Genomic DNA, 14,615 nt, shown 5'->3' with positions numbered 1-14,615 from the left:
GGGGGAATGGGTCACGGCAGGCGGGCCAGCAGTTCGCGGGCCTGGTGCTGGCAGTGCAGGTCGCCGCCTTCGGCCACTTCCTGCAGCAGCATGCGTGCGGTCTGCGCATCGCCCAGGTCGAGATAGGCGATGGCCAGTTCCAGCCGTTCCTGGCCGGCGCGGGGCGACCAGCCGGCTTCACTGGCCGCTGTGGCGGCAGCCTCTTCGTACGCGGGCCCGGCCGGCACGTCATGCGGTGCCCCGCTGGAATGCGCGTTGTCCGGAGCCTCGTCCGGCAGGTCGAACACGCCGCGGAACTGCGGTTGCTGTTCGGCATGCAGCGCGTAGTCCGGTACCGCCACCTCGGCGGGAGCTGCCGGCGCGTCCGGTCCCTCCAGCTCGGAGGCAACCGTCACCCCGTCGTCCTGTGTGGCCACCGGCTCATCCCAGTGCGGCAGGTCGGCCACCGCTGCGGGCAGTTCCACCACGTCGTCATCGCGCAACGTCTGTGCCTGCCATTCGGCCGCGGCAGCGTTGCCGGCGACAGGTTCGCCGCCCCCCTCGTCCTGCCCCCCGGCCTCGGTCGCCCAGACCGGCATCGCGGGCTCGTGGCGGCCCGCGTCGGCTACCGCCGACGACCAGGAGGACTGCTCGGCCAGGGTATCCAGCGCCGCCCCCGCCGGTACCGCGGCGGCCAGGCCGGCGGCATCGTCTTCTTCGCGCAGCGGCGGCAGCGGCGACGGCTTGCGACGGCGCACCAGCCAGGCCGCGGCTGCTGCCAGCAGCAGCACCGGCAGACCCAGCCAGTACCACGGGGTGGCCACCTCGCGCGACTCCGGTGCCTGTGCCAGCCGCTGTTGTGCGGCGGCCAGGTCGTTGTCCTTCATCGCGATCAGCGACTGCTGCTGTTCCTTCAGCTTTTCCAGATCGGCCACGCGCTGCTTCAGCTCACCAATCTCGGCATCGCGGGTCGCAATGTCCTCGCGGGCCTGGCGCAGTTGTTCGTTGCCCAGCATGTCACCCTCGCTGCCGGCACCGGTGCCGGTGGTTGTGCCCGCGTGCGCGGCATCGGAGGCCAGCGCTGGGGCGATTTCAAGTCGTGCCCCATTGGCCGCAGCCGGGGAGGAAGCGTTCGCCGTGGTTGCCTTGGCCACCGCCGCAACGGTGGCGGCGGGCTGCGGAACGGTCCGCGCCTGGCGCCACTGCGCGGTGTGCTCGCGTACCAGTGCGGCGGCCTCGGCTGCATCGATCGCGGCCAATGCATCGGCACCCGGCATCCGCAGCACCGCGCCCTGCTTGAGCAGATTCACGTTGCCACGGATGAACGCCTCCGGATTGGCGCGCAGCAGGGCAATCATCGCGCGGTCGCGGCTGACCTGGTTGCCGCGCGCGACCGTAGCGGCGATCTGCGACAGTGTCTGGCCGCGCTGCACGGTGAGGCTGCCATCGGCCGCCGCCGCAACCGGCGCCGGTGCCGGTGCCGGTGCCGAGCGCGACGGTGCCACCGGGGCGGCAGCTGCACGGTCCGGTTCGGCCTGGGTGGCCGGCATGGATGCCGGCTCACGGGCGATGGTGTTGGACAGGGTACCTGCCGGGGCAACAATCTCCGGTTCGGCAACGGCCAGCGCACTGGCCGGCGCGTCAACCAGCGCCGAATACTCGCGCACCAGCCGGCCCTGGCCCCAGTCGGCCTCGATCAGGAAACTCAACGACGGGGTCTCGACCGGCGCCTGCGAGGTCACCCGCACCACCGCTCTGCCCTGCGCGTTGCGGGTCAGCTCGAACTGCAGCTCGCTGACCAGCCCGCTGGGCCGCTTCAGCCCGACCCGTTCGAAGGTGACCGGCGAGGCCAGCGCCACGCGCAGGTTCTCCAGCTCGGACGGGTCGGCCGAGACCACCGGGATCTCGGCCAGCAATGGCTGGCCGGGCTTGGACAGGACACGGATGTCGCCCAGACCGAGGGCGAGTGCCGAACCGCTGGCCAGGGCCAGCAGCGCAGCGGAAAGATAGGTGAGCGGACGCTTCGCGCCCTTGGCCCGTTTATTCATGGGCGACACTATAAAGCGTGCGGACCAGGGTCCGCACCCATGTAGAGCCGAGCCCTGCTCGGCTGCATGGCCTGAGCCGGGCGTGGGCTCGGCTCTACAGAAAAGGCCGGGCATTGCCCGGCCTCTCCATCAGCGCTGTTCGGCAGCGACCAGCTCGGCCAGCTGCACGGCGTTCAATGCCGCGCCCTTGCGCACATTGTCCGACACGATCCACAGATTCAGGCCACGCGGGTGCGACAGGTCCTCGCGGATACGGCCGACGTACACCGCGTCGGTGCCCGAGGCATGGGTGACCGGGGTCGGGTAGCCACCGGCTTCGTGGCGATCCACCACTTCGATGCCCGGCGACTGCTCCAGCAGCGCGCGCGCCTCGGCCACGGTGACCTTGTCACGGGTCTCGATCGCCACCGATTCGGAATGGCCGTAGAACACCGGCACGCGCACCGCGGTCGGGTTCACCAGGATGCTGTCGTCGCCGAGGATCTTGCGGGTTTCCCACACCAGCTTCATCTCTTCCTTGGTGAAGCCGTTGTCCTGGAAGTCGTCGATGTGCGGGATGAGGTTGAAGGCGATCTGCACCGGGAAGCGCTGCGGATCGATCTCCTGGAAGCTCAACAGCTGGCCGGTCTGCTTGCCCAGTTCCTCCAGCGCCGATCGGCCGCCACCGGAGACCGACTGGTAGGTGGAGACATTGATGCGTTCGATGCCGTACTTGCGGTGCAGCGGCGCCAGCGCCACCAGCATCTGCATGGTCGAGCAGTTCGGGTTGGCGATGATGCCGCGCGGGCGGTTACCGATCTGGTCCGGGTTGACCTCGGACACCACCAGCGGCACGTCGTCGTCGTAGCGGAAGGCCGAGGAATTGTCGATCACCACCGCTCCGGCGGCGGCGAACTTCGGTGCGTATTCCTTGGACACGCTGCCACCGGCCGAGAACAGGGCGATCTCGACACCCGTCGGATCGAACGTGGCCAGGTCCTGGATCTTGACCTTCTGGCCGTTGAACTCGACTTCGCCACCGGCCGAACGCTCGGAGGCGAGCAGGCTCAGGGTGCCGACCGGGAAATCACGTTCGGCCAGGATGGCCAGCATGGTCTCGCCGACCGCACCGGTGGCGCCGACGATGGCGACGTGGAAACTGCGCTGTGCATTGCTCATGGGGAAACTCTCACAAAAGACGGGGAAGGGAAAATTCACGCACGACAGCAGGGTTCGGGGAACCTCCTCAAGCGGGATGCGCGGAGGTTCCCTATCGTTTCCCGGTTTTTTTGCCCAGTGCCACGCGCGCCGCCATGGCGGCGTCCGCGTTGATCGCGCTCGGCATGCACACCGTGTCACCGGCCAGGCCGAGCCCGGCCAGCAGGTTGTCCGCGGCCAACTGCACCATCGCCGTGCGCGTGGCCAGCGAGGCACTGCCGATATGCGGGGTCAGCACCACGTTGCGCAGCGCCAGCAGTTCCGGGCGCACGTTCGGCTCGCCTTCGTAGACATCCAGGCCGGCGGCGGCCAGCCGCCCGTTGGCCAGCGCATCGGCCAGCGCGATCTCATCGACCAGGCCACCCCGGGCGATGTTCACCAGCGTCGCCGACGGCTTCATCTTCGCCAGCGCCGCTGCATCGATGATGTGATGCGAGGCCGGCGTGTACGGCAGCACCAGCAGCAGGTGATCGGACTGCGCCAGCAGCGTGTGCAGGTCCACATAGGTGGCGCCCAGTTCGGCTTCGGTCGCGGCCGGCAGCTGCGACCGGTTGTGGTACAGCACCTTCATGCCGAAACCGTGTGCGCCGCGGCGGGCGATGCCCTGGCCGATGCGGCCCATGCCGAGGATGCCCAGCGTGCTGCCGTGGATGTCGGCACCGAGCATGGCCTGGAACGACCACTGCTGCCACTGCCCCTCGCGCAGCCAGCGCTCGGACTCGGTGATGCGGCGCGCGGTGGCCATCAGCAGCGCGAAGCCGAGATCGGCAGTGGTCTCGGTCAGGACATCCGGCGTATTGCTGGCGAGGATGCCGGCGGCGCTGAGCGCGTCGACATCCAGGTTGTTGTAGCCGACCCCGACATTGGCGATCACCTGCAGCTGCGCGGCGTCGGCCACCTGGGCTGCGCCGATGCGCTCGTTGAGGGTGATGATGGCGCCCTCGGCGCTGGCCAGTTGTTCGGCGATCTGGCCGGGCGACCAGGCGGTGACGGTGTCGGTGACGCGCAGCTGCACGTGATCGCGCAGCGGCGCGATGGCCGCCTCGATCAGCGGCTGGCTCACCCACACCGTCGGCCGCGTGTCAGCCATCGATGTGCCCGGGAATGCGCGGGGTGATCGTGCCGACATCGCCGCACTGCGCGCGATGGCGCAGCGCCTGGTCCATCAGCACCAGCGCCATCATCGCCTCGGCGATGGGGGTCGCGCGGATGCCGACGCAGGGGTCGTGGCGACCGGTCGTGACCACCTCGACCACGTTGCCGGCCGTATCCAGCGATGGGCCCGGCAGGCGCAGGCTGGAGGTCGGCTTCAGGACGATCGAGGCGACCACCGGCTGGCCGGTGGAAATGCCGCCGAGGATGCCGCCGGCGTGATTGCTGGCAAAGCCCTGCGGGGTCAGCAGATCACGATGCTCGGTACCCTTCTGCGCAGCGCTGGCAAAGCCATCACCGATCTCCACGCCCTTCACTGCATTGATGCTCATCAACGCAGCAGCGAGATCGCCATCGAGCTTGCCGTAGATCGGCTCCCCCCAGCCCGGCGGCACGTTGTCGGCGACCACGTCCACGCGCGCACCGACCGAATCTCCGGACTTGCGCAGCGCATCCATGTACGCCTCCAGCTGCGGCACCTGGTCGGCGTGCGGCCAGAAGAACGGGTTGTCTTCCACCGCCGACCAGTCGAAACCGGCCGGACGGATCTCGCCCAGCTGCGACAGGTAGCCCCGCACGGTGACGCCGAAGCGTTCTGCCAGCCACTTCTTGGCGACCACGCCGGCGGCCACGCGCATGGTGGTTTCGCGTGCCGAGGAGCGGCCGCCACCGCGCGGGTCGCGGATGCCGTACTTGTGCCAGTAGCTGTAGTCGGCATGGCCCGGGCGGAACTGCTGGCCGATGTTGGCGTAGTCCTTGCTGCGCTGGTCGGTGTTGCGGATCAGCAGCGCGATCGGGGTGCCGGTGGTCAGTCCCTCGTACACGCCGGACAGGATCTCGACCTCGTCGGCCTCGCGCCGCGCCGAGGTGTGCCGGCTCTTGCCGGTGGCACGTCGCTGCAGGTCATGGGTGAATTCGGCCGCATCCAGCGCCAGCCCCGGCGGGCAGCCATCGATCACGCAGCCGATGGCCGGCCCGTGCGACTCGCCGAACGTGGTGACGGTGAACAGCTTGCCGAACGAATTGGAGCTCACGGGCGCTGCGCCGCCAGTTCGGTGATGCGTGCGCTGTGTGCGATCAGCTCGCGGCACTCCACTGCGAAGATGCCCATCTGGCCGACCTTGAACTCGATCCAGGAGAAGTCGACTTCCGGCAGCAGCTTGATCAGGTGCTGTTCGGATTCACCCACTTCGCAGATCAGCAGGCCGTCTTCGCTCAGGTGCAGCGGGGCGTCGCGCAGGATCTTCAGCACCAGGTCCAGGCCATCATCACCGGCACGCAGGCCCATTTCCGGCTCGTAGGAGTATTCCTGCGGCAGGGCATCGGTCTCGTCGTTGGTGACGTAGGGCGGGTTGGTGACGATCAGCTCGTAGTGGCGGCCGGTCAGGCCGCTGAACAGATCGGACTTGATCAGGCTGACGTTGTGCGCCTGCAGGCGCTCCTTGTTCTCTTCGGCCAGCGACAGCGCGTCATCACTCAGGTCCACGCCATCCACTTCCCAGTTCGGGTAGTAGTGGCCCATGGCGATGGCGATGCAGCCCGAGCCGGTGCACAGGTCGAGTGCGCGATGCACGTCACGGCCGGCCAGCCACGGTTCGAAGCCGCATTCGATCAGTTCGGCAATCGGCGAGCGCGGCACCAGGGCGCGCGCATCGCTCTTGAAGCTCAGGCCGGCAAACCACGCCTCGCCGGTCAGGTAGGCGGCCGGGATGCGCTCGTCGATGCGGCGCTGGAACAGCTCCAGCACGCGCAGCTTCTCGGCCTGCAGCAGTCGTGCCTGGCCGTAGGCCGGGCCGAGGTCGTGCGGCAGGTGCAGGCTGTGCAGCACCAGCTGGGTGGCCTCGTCCAGGGCGTTGTCGTAGCTGTGCCCGAAGGTCAGCCCGGCTTCATTGAAACGGCTGGTGCCGTAGCGGATCAGATCGATGATCGTGTGGAGTTCGGCGGCCGTTTCAGCGGTCATGGCGGTACTGCGGGCAAAGTGGCCCCCGATTATAGGGGCTGGCGTCGGCGCCGGCATCCGTTGCTGCGGAAACGATCAGGCCACAGCCGGTATAGTGGAGCCCACTTCGCGCGGGGGCCCCCATGTTCAATCGCAATGCCGGCATCATCCTGCTGATCGCCCTGGCGGCAGGCCTGGGCCTGCTGGCCGCCCAGCAGGTGTTCGCGCCGAAGCCGCCGGCCAACGCCCCGGCCACCGAAGCGATCACGCTGTACCCCCTGCCGCGTGAACTGCCCGACTTCAACCTGGCCCAGTCCGATGGCACGCGCCTGATTCCGGGCGAACTGAAGGGCCACTGGACCCTGGTGTTCCTGGGCTTCACCTTCTGCCCGGACGTCTGCCCGACCACCCTGGCCGAGCTGGCCGGCGCGCAGAACCAGTGGGAAGCCCTGCCTGACACGCTGCGCCCGCGCGTGCTGTTCATCTCGGTCGACCCGGACCGCGACAGTGCGACCCGCCTGGGCGAGTACGTGCACGGCTTCCACAAGGACACCCTGGCCGCCAGTGCTGACATCCCCTCGCTGGAGCGCTTTGCCACCTCGCTGGGCTTCGTGTTCCAGAAGGTGCCGGGCAAGCACTTCGAGCAAAACCCCGAGGATTACACCGTCGAGCACTCGGCCAGCCTGGCCGTGCTCGACCCGCAGGGCCGCCTCGCCGGCCTGGTGCGCCCCCCGTTCAACGCGCCGGCGATCGCCCGCGACCTGCAGAAGCTGACCGAGAAAACCGCCCCATGAGCCTCACCACCGCCCTGACGTACGCCCTGCCCCATCGCCTGCTGTCCTCGATGGCGCGCTCGCTGGCGTACTCGGACGATCCGCGCGTGTCACGCTGGCTGATCGACACGGTCACCCGCAAGTTCAACGTCAATCTGGACGAAGCGGCCAATCCCGACCCGCGCAGCTACGCCACGTTCAACCAGTTCTTCACCCGTGCACTGAAGCCAGGCGCGCGCGTGGCCGATGCCGATCCGCGCAGCCTGGTGATGCCGGCCGACGGGCGCATCAGCCAGCTGGGCAGGATCGAGGCCGGCCGCGTCTTCCAGGCCAAGGGCCAGTCGTTCACCGCCGCCGAACTGCTGGGCAGCGCCGAGGATGCCAAGCCCTACAACGAGGGCCTGTATGCCACCGTCTACCTGTCGCCGCGTGATTACCACCGCGTGCACATGCCGTGGACCGGCACCCTGCGCGAAACCGTGCACGTGCCGGGCCGCCTGTTCAGCGTCGGCCCGGCGGCCGTCAACGGTGTACCGCGCCTGTTCGCACGCAACGAACGCCTGGTCTGCCACTTCGACACCAGCTTCGGCCCGATGGTCAGCGTGATGGTCGGCGCGCTGCTGGTGTCGGGCGTGGAAACGGTCTGGAGCGGCGAAGAGATTCCCGCCTACGGCGACCGCATCACCCGCAAGGACTATCGCGGGCAGGGCATCAGGCTGGAGCGCTTCGCCGAGATGGCACGCTTCAACTACGGCTCGACCGTGATCGTGCTGCTGCCGCCGGGCGTGGCCGAGTTCGCCCCGCAGCTGGGTGCCGAAAGCCCGGTGCAGCTGGGCCAGGCGCTGGCGAAGCTGCGCTGATAAAAGGGGACGGAGGGGATCAAGTCGTTTATGCATAAGCGACTTGATCCCCTCCGTCCCCTTTTTGTCGTTACTGCAGGGCCGGGGCCGGGCCGACGTCCATGCCGTCGTAGTCCTCTACGCCATGTTCCGCGGCCAGCGCTGCGAATTCCTGGTTGCGACGGTCCAGCGAGGCTTCGTCGTGGATCTCCACGCGCTCCACATGCAGCACGTGGAACGGCGTGTCACCCTCTTCCGGATCCTGTTCGAACAATTCCACGAAGGTGTAGCCCTGCGCCTGCAGGTGCTCTGCCAGTGCCTGCAACGGCTCAGCAGTGGAGTGCACGAAGAAATACCCCCACAGCAACGGGCCGTTGATGTCCCAGTCGGTGTTTTCGCGGAGGTTGGCGAACAGGTTGCGGGTGTCTTCAAGGTCCATGTGGGTTCCAGGGTCGGGGGAATTACTTGTCGCAGCCCTGCAGCTTCAGCGTCTGGCCGTGGCGCAGGCTGTAGGCCGGCGCCTTGAGACCGTTGGCGCGGGCCAGGGTCGGCACGTCGCACTGGAACTTCGCGGCGATGGCGCCCAGGGTCTCGCCCTTGCCCACCTTGTGGCTGCGCACCGGCTTGGGCCGTGCGGCCGGACGCGGCGTCGCCACCGTGGCCACCGGTGTGGTCGGCACGCTGGTCGACGCTGCGGCATCGGCCACCGGCACCACGCCCCCCACCGCCACGCTGCCGGTATAGCTGGCCGCGGTCGGGCGCTTGATCGCCGCGTTCAGATCGGCGGTGATCAGCGTGCGGGCCAGATCGGCACGCGGACCGCTGACGCAGTTGCGCTGGTACAGGCCGGCGATGCGGGTGGTGGCATTGATCAGCGTACCGGCCGGAATCCAGCCATCAGCTTCATAGCGCGGGTTGAGGTTGCGCAGCGCGCGCATGTAGCCATCGCGGGTGCCGTGGCTGCCCAGGCAGATGGTCAGTTCGTAGATGGTGGTGGACTTGGCCAGGCGCAGCGTGGCCGGTTGCGCGCTGATCTTCGGGAACTCCACGCCGTACTGCTGCGGGTGCAGGAAGATCCAGGCCGCGGCGATCACCATCGGCACGTAGTCCTTGGTCTCGCCCGGGAACTGGTTGTAGACGCTGTCGGTCCAGAAGCTCTGGCCAGCGCTCTGCTTGAACACGCGCGCGGCGCGGCCTTCGCCACCGTTGTAGGCGGCCACCGACATTTCCACGTTGTTGTTGAGCTCGCGCAGGCGCTCGTTGAGGTAGCTGGCGCTGGCTTCGGCAGCACTGCGCGCGTCAAAGCGCGTATCGAAGCCGGTACCGTCCGGGCCCAGCCCGAAGCGGCGGCCGGTGGCCGGCATGAACTGCATCAGGCCGGCGGCACCGGCGCGCGAGGAAGCATGCACGCGGCCGTTGGATTCCTTGGCCATGATGCCGAACAGCAGCGCCTCGGGCAGGCCGCGCTTTTCCCACTCCGGCCACATCACCGCGCGCAGGTTCTGGTAGTTCTCGTAGCTGGTCAGCAGCGCCGGGCGCATGTCGGTCAGCCAGCGGCGGATGCCGGCCTGCACCGCCGGGTTGTACTCGACCATGCTGTCGAAGGCGTGCCGCTTGTCGTTCAGCAGGGCGGCAGCGCGCGCGGCCTCGGGCACGTCCGCAGTGAGCGGGCCGATGTGGTCGGGGTCGGCTTCCAGGCGGTCACCCCCCTCGTCGGCCACGTCATCGCCGGCAGCGGCGTCGGCGTCGTGCTTGAGCAGGCGCTTGTAGCTGGCCAGCAGGGTACCCATCTGGCAGCCCTTCTGCTTCACGCAGTCGTTGAGGACATCTTCCATGTCCTCCAGCGCAGCGTCGGCCTCGTTGCTGCCCTTGGGGTCGGCGTTGGCAACCCTCAGCAGGGCGTCGCTGTAGCGCTTCTCGGCGGCACTCATGCGCTGCTGCAGCGCATCCACCTTCACCTTGTCCCGGGCCGAAACCCGCTGTGCATGGGCGTCGGGTGCCAGGGAAACCAGGCCGGCCAGGGCCAGCAGCGGCCAACCACGGGAAATCAGGACAGGAACGGGCATTGATGGCACTGTGTGCGAAACAGGCAGGCAGAGTAGCGGCGCCGCCAAGGTCCGGGCAAGCGGACCTTCGGACCGTCACTGCCGGCGGTTAACATTGGGCTACTCACCACAAGGGCTGGACCATGGATCCGATTCTGCTCGGCAAAGGCATCACCGACGATGTGGCCGTCACCCTGCTGCCGAAACTCGGCAACCGTCACGGCCTGGTGGCCGGCGCCACCGGTACCGGCAAGACGGTGACCCTGATGACCCTGGCCGAGGGCTTCTCGCGGCTGGGCGTGCCGGTGTTCCTGGCCGATGTGAAGGGTGATGTGTCGGGCCTGGCCGTGCCGGGTACCGGCGCCGAGAACCTGCTCAAGCGCGCCGCCGAGATCGGCGTGGCCGACTACGCGCCGGCCGCCAGCCCGGCCATCTTCTGGGACCTGTACGGCAAGCTCGGGCACCCGGTGCGCACCACCGTCAGCGAAATGGGGCCGACCCTGCTCTCGCGCATCCTCGAACTGAACGAGACCCAGGCCGGCGTGCTCGACATCGTGTTCAAGCTGGCAGACGACCGTGGCCTGCTGCTGCTGGACATGGATGACCTGCGCGCCCTGCTCGGCCTGGTGGCCGAAGAGCGCAAGGACATCTCCACCGAGTACGGGCTGGTCAGCGCGCAGTCGATCGCGGCGATCCAGCGCGCGGTGCTGCGCCTGGCACAGGAGGGTGGCGAGAATTTCTTCGGCGAGCCGGCGCTGGAACTGGCCGACATCATGCGGGTCAACCACGACGGCCGCGGCGTGATCGGCATCCTCGCCGCCGACCAGCTGGTGCTCAAGCCCAAGCTGTATTCCACCTTCCTGCTGTGGCTGCTGTCGGAGCTGTTCGAACAGCTGCCGGAAGTGGGCGACCTGGACAAGCCGAAGCTGGTCTTCATCTTCGACGAAGCACACCTGCTGTTCGATGACGCGCCCGCCTCGCTGGTGCAGCGCATCGAGCAGGTGGTGCGGCTGATCCGCTCCAAGGGCGTGGGTGTGTACTTCTGTTCGCAGTTCCCCGACGACGTGCCGGGCAACATCCTTGGCCAGCTCGGCAATCGCGTGCAGCATGCACTGCGTGCATTCACCCCGCGCGACCAGAAGGCAGTGAAGACCGCCGCCGAAACCTTCGTGCCGAACCCGAAGCTGGACGTGGCCAAGGTACTCAGCCAGCTCGGCACCGGCGAGGCGCTGGTGTCCACGCTGCAGGACAAGGGCGTGCCGATGCCGGTGCAGCAGACGATGATCGCGCCACCACGTTGCCGGATGGGACCGATCACCGAGGCCGAACGCGCGCAGGTGCGCGCCGGCAGCCCGGTCGGCACCCGCTACGACACCGCGATCAACCGCGAGTCCGCCGCCGAACTGCTGGCCCAGCGCGCGCAGAAGAGCGTCGAGCAGGCACAGGCGCCCGCCGCCCGCAGCCGCGAGCAGGACGAGGCGCAGGAAGGCGGTTTCGGCCAGGCGATCAAGGATGCGATCTTCGGCACCAAGCGCCGCCAGGGCATGATCGAGACCATGGCCAAGCAGACCACGCGTACCGTCGGCACCAAGCTGGGCAACCAGATCGTGCGCGGCATCCTGGGTGGCATCTTCGGCGGCAAGCGTTGATCTGCCACGGCTGGGGTCGGAGCCCTCCCGCCAGGGAGGGCTCCGACCCCGCTCCCCATTCGTCATCCAGAAAAGAAGTCGTATTGCATGTCGCGTTGGCGTCCCCCCGCAGAAAAAAGCACCGCCCTGATCACCGCCGCCGGCCACGCCCGGCTGAAGGCCGAACTGGACGACCTGTGGCGGGTGCGACGGCCGGAAGTGGTGAAGGCACTGGCGGCCGCCGCCGCCGAGGGCGACCGCTCGGAGAACGCCGAGTACACCTATCGCAAGAAGCAGCTGGGCGAGATCGACCGCCGCGTGCGCTACCTGACCAAGCGGCTGGAATCGCTGCGCGTGGTCGACACCACGCCGACCGATCCGCAGGCGGTGTTCTTCGGTGCGTGGGTGGAGCTGGAGAACGTGGACAGCGGCGACACCAGCCGCTACCGCATCGTCGGCCCGGACGAGACCGATGCGGGGCTGGGCTGGATCAGCATCGATTCGCCGCTGGCGCGGGCGCTGCTGAAAAAGCGCCTGGATGACGAGTTCTCGGTGGAGCTGCCCGGTGGCCAGTTCACCTTCGCGGTGATCGGGGTGGAATACGCGCCGTTGTAGAGCCGACTGTCAGTCGACTACCGCGCGAAGCGCGGCACAAACCTCCGCAGCCGGACGGCAAACGCACCGCGATCCTCATCGCGGTTGATGACTCGCCGAAGCCATCTATCAGGCGTTCACGGCCTCGGAACGAAGAGCAGTCGACTGACAGTCGACTCTACTTGGCGCCGTGCAACGGCGGCGGATACTGGCGGCCGGCACGCAGCGGGCGGAAGTAGTCGGCATTGCGATAGAAGGCGGAATCCTGCACGTCGTGCCAGCCAGGAATACCGGCCAATGGCAGGGGCCGCAGCTGCAGTGGATCGGTCACTGCCCTGCCCTCGGCAATGGCAGCGGTCACTGCGTCAACGCAGGCAGCATCGGCATCACCCTGCACCACCACGCACTTGCCGACCAGCAGGCGGCCCGGCAGCAGCGCCTGCTCCATCAGCGCGTGCCCGAACACCGCAGCGATGGCGATAGCACCGCTCTGCCAGCGCGTTGGCTCGAACAACGCAGGCCAGTCATGCCCGTCCCACACGCGCAGCGACATGTCATCACGCACACGCACGATCACGCCGGTTTCGTCGAACTGGGTCAATGCGGCCTGCGCGCGGTTGCGCTGGCCGGGTGGCATGGCTTCGATATGCCGGCACTGCTGCACGTTGAGTGCCCGATTGAGCTGCGGGTAACGGGCCCACACCAGTGCATTGAACAGGTCGTGCCAGTTGTCGGCGCGTGTGGCGATGCGCCCCTGTTCGATGCGGGCTTCGTAGTGCAGGCCGTCGGCCAGCAGCGTGGCATCCTGCTCGACCAGCTGCTTGCCGGGCAGCGCGAGGCGTGCATCGAGCGCTGCAATGGACGGCCACTCGGGACTGGCCAGCAGGTCATGGACGTCGCGCAACCCGGCAAACACCGGGTGCGCGAACACCTGCGGATCGACCGCCGCACGCGGCGGCGGCACGAAGCGGCGGACACCGCTGCCGTCACCGGCGGCGGTCGTCGCCGCGGTCACAGCATCTTGAGATCGAATGCCGGGCGGGTAGCGGCCGGCAGCGCGTCACCGTACAGGTCGTGCTCGTCGCTCTCGGTGATTTCCACGTCGACGAACTCACCCACGCGCAGCGGCACCTGGTCGGCATTCTGGATGTGCACCAGGCCGTCGATCTCCGGCGCATCGGCCTTGGAGCGGGCCACGGCGATATCGCCCTCGATGGCGTCGACCAGGCACTGCTGCACGGTGCCGATCTTGGCCTCCAGGCGCGCAGCGGAAATCTGCGCCTGCTTTTCCATGAAACGGGCCAGGCGTTCCTGCTTCACCTCTTCCGGCACCGCATCGGGCAGGTCGTTGGCGGTGGCACCTTCGACCGGCGAATAGGCGAACGCGCCCACGCGGTCCAGCTGCGCTTCGTCGAGGAACGACAGCAGTTCTTCGAACTCGGCTTCGGTCTCGCCCGGGAAGCCGACGATGAAGGTCGAACGCACGGTGATGTCCGGGGCAATGCGGCGCCAGTTCTGCACGCGTTCCAGGGTCTTTTCGACCGCACCGGGGCGCTTCATCAGGCGCAGGATGCGCGGGCTGGCGTGCTGGAACGGGATGTCCAGGTACGGCAGGATGCGGTTCTCGGCCATCAGCGGCACGACCTCATCCACGTGCGGGTACGGGTAGACGTAGTGCATGCGCACCCACGCATCCAGCTCGGACAGGCCTTCGCACAGTGCCTTCAGGCGGGTCTGGTAGGGCTTGTTGCGCCACATCTTCTCGGCGTACTTCACGTCCACGCCGTAGGCCGAGGTGTCCTGCGAAACCACCAGCAGCTCACGCACGCCACCACGCACCAGGCGCTCGGCTTCGCGCAGCACTTCATCCACCGGGCGCGAGACCAGCTTGCCGCGCATCGACGGAATGATGCAGAAGCTGCACTTGTGGTTGCAGCCTTCGGAAATCTTCAGGTACGCGTAATGGCGCGGGGTCAGCTTGATGCCGTAGTCCGGCACCAGGTCCACGAACGGGTCGTGCTTGGGCGGCAGCGCTTCGTGCACCGCTTCCATCACGCTCTGGTAGTCCTGCGGGCCGGACACCGCCAGCACGTTCGGGTACGCCTCGCGGATCTGCTCCGGGCGCTTGCCCAGGCAGCCGGTGACGATGACCTTGCCGTTCTGGTTCATCGCCTCGCCGATGGCGTCCAGCGACTCGGTCACTGCCGAATCGATGAAGCCGCAGGTGTTGACCACTACCACGTCGGCCGAATCGTAGGACGGGACGATGTCGTAGCCCTCCGAGCGGAGCTGGGTGAGGATGCGCTCGGAATCGACAAGAGCCTTCGGGCAGCCAAGGCTGACGAAGCCGACTTTGGGGTTCAGCTGGGACATGGAATCGCGGGACTCTGGGGGCCTGGGCCCCTGCCGGCATGGCAGGGG

13 protein-coding genes are annotated in these 14,615 nt (G+C 68.0%); 4 read left to right on the top strand and 9 right to left on the bottom strand.

Annotated elements, in window-relative coordinates:
- Window positions 1–11 precede the first annotated feature (11 nt).
- The 5 genes from ARC23_RS00570 to prmB form a co-directional block, all read right to left on the bottom strand.
- Window positions 12–2,027, bottom strand: a complete 2,016-nt coding sequence (locus ARC23_RS00570) for a type IV pilus assembly protein FimV (protein ID WP_057495424.1) — start codon at window positions 2,025–2,027, stop codon at window positions 12–14.
- A gap of 129 nt (window positions 2,028–2,156) precedes the next feature.
- Window positions 2,157–3,185, bottom strand: a complete 1,029-nt coding sequence (locus ARC23_RS00565) for an aspartate-semialdehyde dehydrogenase (RefSeq protein ID WP_057495423.1) — start codon at window positions 3,183–3,185, stop codon at window positions 2,157–2,159.
- A 91-nt stretch (window positions 3,186–3,276) separates the two neighbouring features.
- Window positions 3,277–4,314 (bottom strand): 2-hydroxyacid dehydrogenase, encoded by a 1,038-nt coding sequence (locus ARC23_RS00560; protein WP_057495422.1) that lies wholly within the window; start codon window positions 4,312–4,314, stop codon window positions 3,277–3,279.
- Window positions 4,307–5,410: a chorismate synthase gene (gene aroC, locus ARC23_RS00555; protein WP_057495421.1), complete on the bottom strand. Its 1,104-nt coding sequence runs from the start codon at window positions 5,408–5,410 to the stop codon at window positions 4,307–4,309. Before aroC ends, ARC23_RS00560 begins: the two co-directional genes overlap by 8 nt.
- The gene (prmB, locus tag ARC23_RS00550; RefSeq protein WP_057495420.1) at window positions 5,407–6,336 is read right to left on the bottom strand and encodes a 50S ribosomal protein L3 N(5)-glutamine methyltransferase; all 930 of its coding nucleotides are present in this window, start codon (window positions 6,334–6,336) and stop codon (window positions 5,407–5,409) included. Before prmB ends, aroC begins: the two co-directional genes overlap by 4 nt.
- A gap of 122 nt (window positions 6,337–6,458) precedes the next feature.
- Between prmB and ARC23_RS00545 the strand changes: the two genes are divergently transcribed.
- Both ARC23_RS00545 and asd read left to right on the top strand, forming a co-directional pair.
- On the top strand, window positions 6,459–7,109 hold the full coding sequence (locus tag ARC23_RS00545; protein ID WP_057495419.1) for an SCO family protein: 651 nt from the start codon (window positions 6,459–6,461) through the stop codon (window positions 7,107–7,109).
- Window positions 7,106–7,948: an archaetidylserine decarboxylase gene (asd, locus tag ARC23_RS00540; RefSeq protein ID WP_057495418.1), complete on the top strand. Its 843-nt coding sequence runs from the start codon at window positions 7,106–7,108 to the stop codon at window positions 7,946–7,948. The genes ARC23_RS00545 and asd overlap by 4 nt, the downstream gene beginning before the upstream one ends.
- A gap of 70 nt (window positions 7,949–8,018) precedes the next feature.
- Here asd and ARC23_RS00535 read toward each other — a convergent pair whose 3' ends face one another.
- Complete coding sequence (locus tag ARC23_RS00535) at window positions 8,019–8,366, bottom strand: ribonuclease E inhibitor RraB (RefSeq protein ID WP_057495417.1); 348 nt, start codon at window positions 8,364–8,366, stop codon at window positions 8,019–8,021.
- A 22-nt stretch (window positions 8,367–8,388) separates the two neighbouring features.
- Window positions 8,389–9,993 carry a transglycosylase SLT domain-containing protein gene (locus ARC23_RS00530; RefSeq protein ID WP_057495416.1) on the bottom strand — a complete coding sequence of 535 codons (1,605 nt, stop codon included), beginning with the start codon at window positions 9,991–9,993 and terminating at the stop codon, window positions 8,389–8,391.
- A 122-nt stretch (window positions 9,994–10,115) separates the two neighbouring features.
- Between ARC23_RS00530 and ARC23_RS00525 the strand changes: the two genes are divergently transcribed.
- Window positions 10,116–11,621, top strand: coding sequence for a helicase HerA-like domain-containing protein (locus tag ARC23_RS00525; protein ID WP_057495415.1), 1,506 nt, complete (start codon window positions 10,116–10,118; stop codon window positions 11,619–11,621).
- An 87-nt stretch (window positions 11,622–11,708) separates the two neighbouring features.
- The gene (greB, locus tag ARC23_RS00520; RefSeq protein WP_057495414.1) at window positions 11,709–12,215 is read left to right on the top strand and encodes a transcription elongation factor GreB; all 507 of its coding nucleotides are present in this window, start codon (window positions 11,709–11,711) and stop codon (window positions 12,213–12,215) included.
- A 157-nt stretch (window positions 12,216–12,372) separates the two neighbouring features.
- On the opposite strand, the gene ARC23_RS00515 is transcribed toward greB, so the two are convergent.
- Together ARC23_RS00515 and rimO are read right to left on the bottom strand one after the other, a co-directional pair.
- Window positions 12,373–13,209: a DUF3025 domain-containing protein gene (locus tag ARC23_RS00515; RefSeq protein WP_057495413.1), complete on the bottom strand. Its 837-nt coding sequence runs from the start codon at window positions 13,207–13,209 to the stop codon at window positions 12,373–12,375.
- A complete protein-coding gene (gene rimO, locus ARC23_RS00510; protein WP_080392980.1) occupies window positions 13,206–14,567 on the bottom strand; it encodes a 30S ribosomal protein S12 methylthiotransferase RimO in 1,362 nt (453 codons plus the stop codon). Before rimO ends, ARC23_RS00515 begins: the two co-directional genes overlap by 4 nt.
- Between the last annotated feature and the right edge of the window lie 48 nt (window positions 14,568–14,615).

The sequence above is a fragment of the Stenotrophomonas beteli genome, assembly GCF_001431665.1.
GTDB classification, from domain to species: Bacteria; Pseudomonadota; Gammaproteobacteria; order Xanthomonadales; family Xanthomonadaceae; genus Stenotrophomonas; species Stenotrophomonas beteli.
This window is presented reverse-complemented; position numbering and strand designations above follow the sequence as displayed.

Coding starts and splice junctions, on each gene's coding strand:
- ARC23_RS00570 (WP_057495424.1), bottom strand. CDS start 2,027: ATGAATAAACGGGCCAAGGGCGCGAAGCGTCCGCTCACCTATCTTTCC.
- ARC23_RS00565 (WP_057495423.1), bottom strand. CDS start 3,185: ATGAGCAATGCACAGCGCAGTTTCCACGTCGCCATCGTCGGCGCCACC.
- ARC23_RS00560 (WP_057495422.1), bottom strand. CDS start 4,314: ATGGCTGACACGCGGCCGACGGTGTGGGTGAGCCAGCCGCTGATCGAG.
- prmB (WP_057495420.1), bottom strand. CDS start 6,336: ATGACCGCTGAAACGGCCGCCGAACTCCACACGATCATCGATCTGATC.
- ARC23_RS00545 (WP_057495419.1), top strand. CDS start 6,459: ATGTTCAATCGCAATGCCGGCATCATCCTGCTGATCGCCCTGGCGGCA.
- asd (WP_057495418.1), top strand. CDS start 7,106: ATGAGCCTCACCACCGCCCTGACGTACGCCCTGCCCCATCGCCTGCTG.
- ARC23_RS00535 (WP_057495417.1), bottom strand. CDS start 8,366: ATGGACCTTGAAGACACCCGCAACCTGTTCGCCAACCTCCGCGAAAAC.
- ARC23_RS00530 (WP_057495416.1), bottom strand. CDS start 9,993: ATGCCCGTTCCTGTCCTGATTTCCCGTGGTTGGCCGCTGCTGGCCCTG.
- ARC23_RS00525 (WP_057495415.1), top strand. CDS start 10,116: ATGGATCCGATTCTGCTCGGCAAAGGCATCACCGACGATGTGGCCGTC.
- greB (WP_057495414.1), top strand. CDS start 11,709: ATGTCGCGTTGGCGTCCCCCCGCAGAAAAAAGCACCGCCCTGATCACC.
- rimO (WP_080392980.1), bottom strand. CDS start 14,567: ATGTCCCAGCTGAACCCCAAAGTCGGCTTCGTCAGCCTTGGCTGCCCG.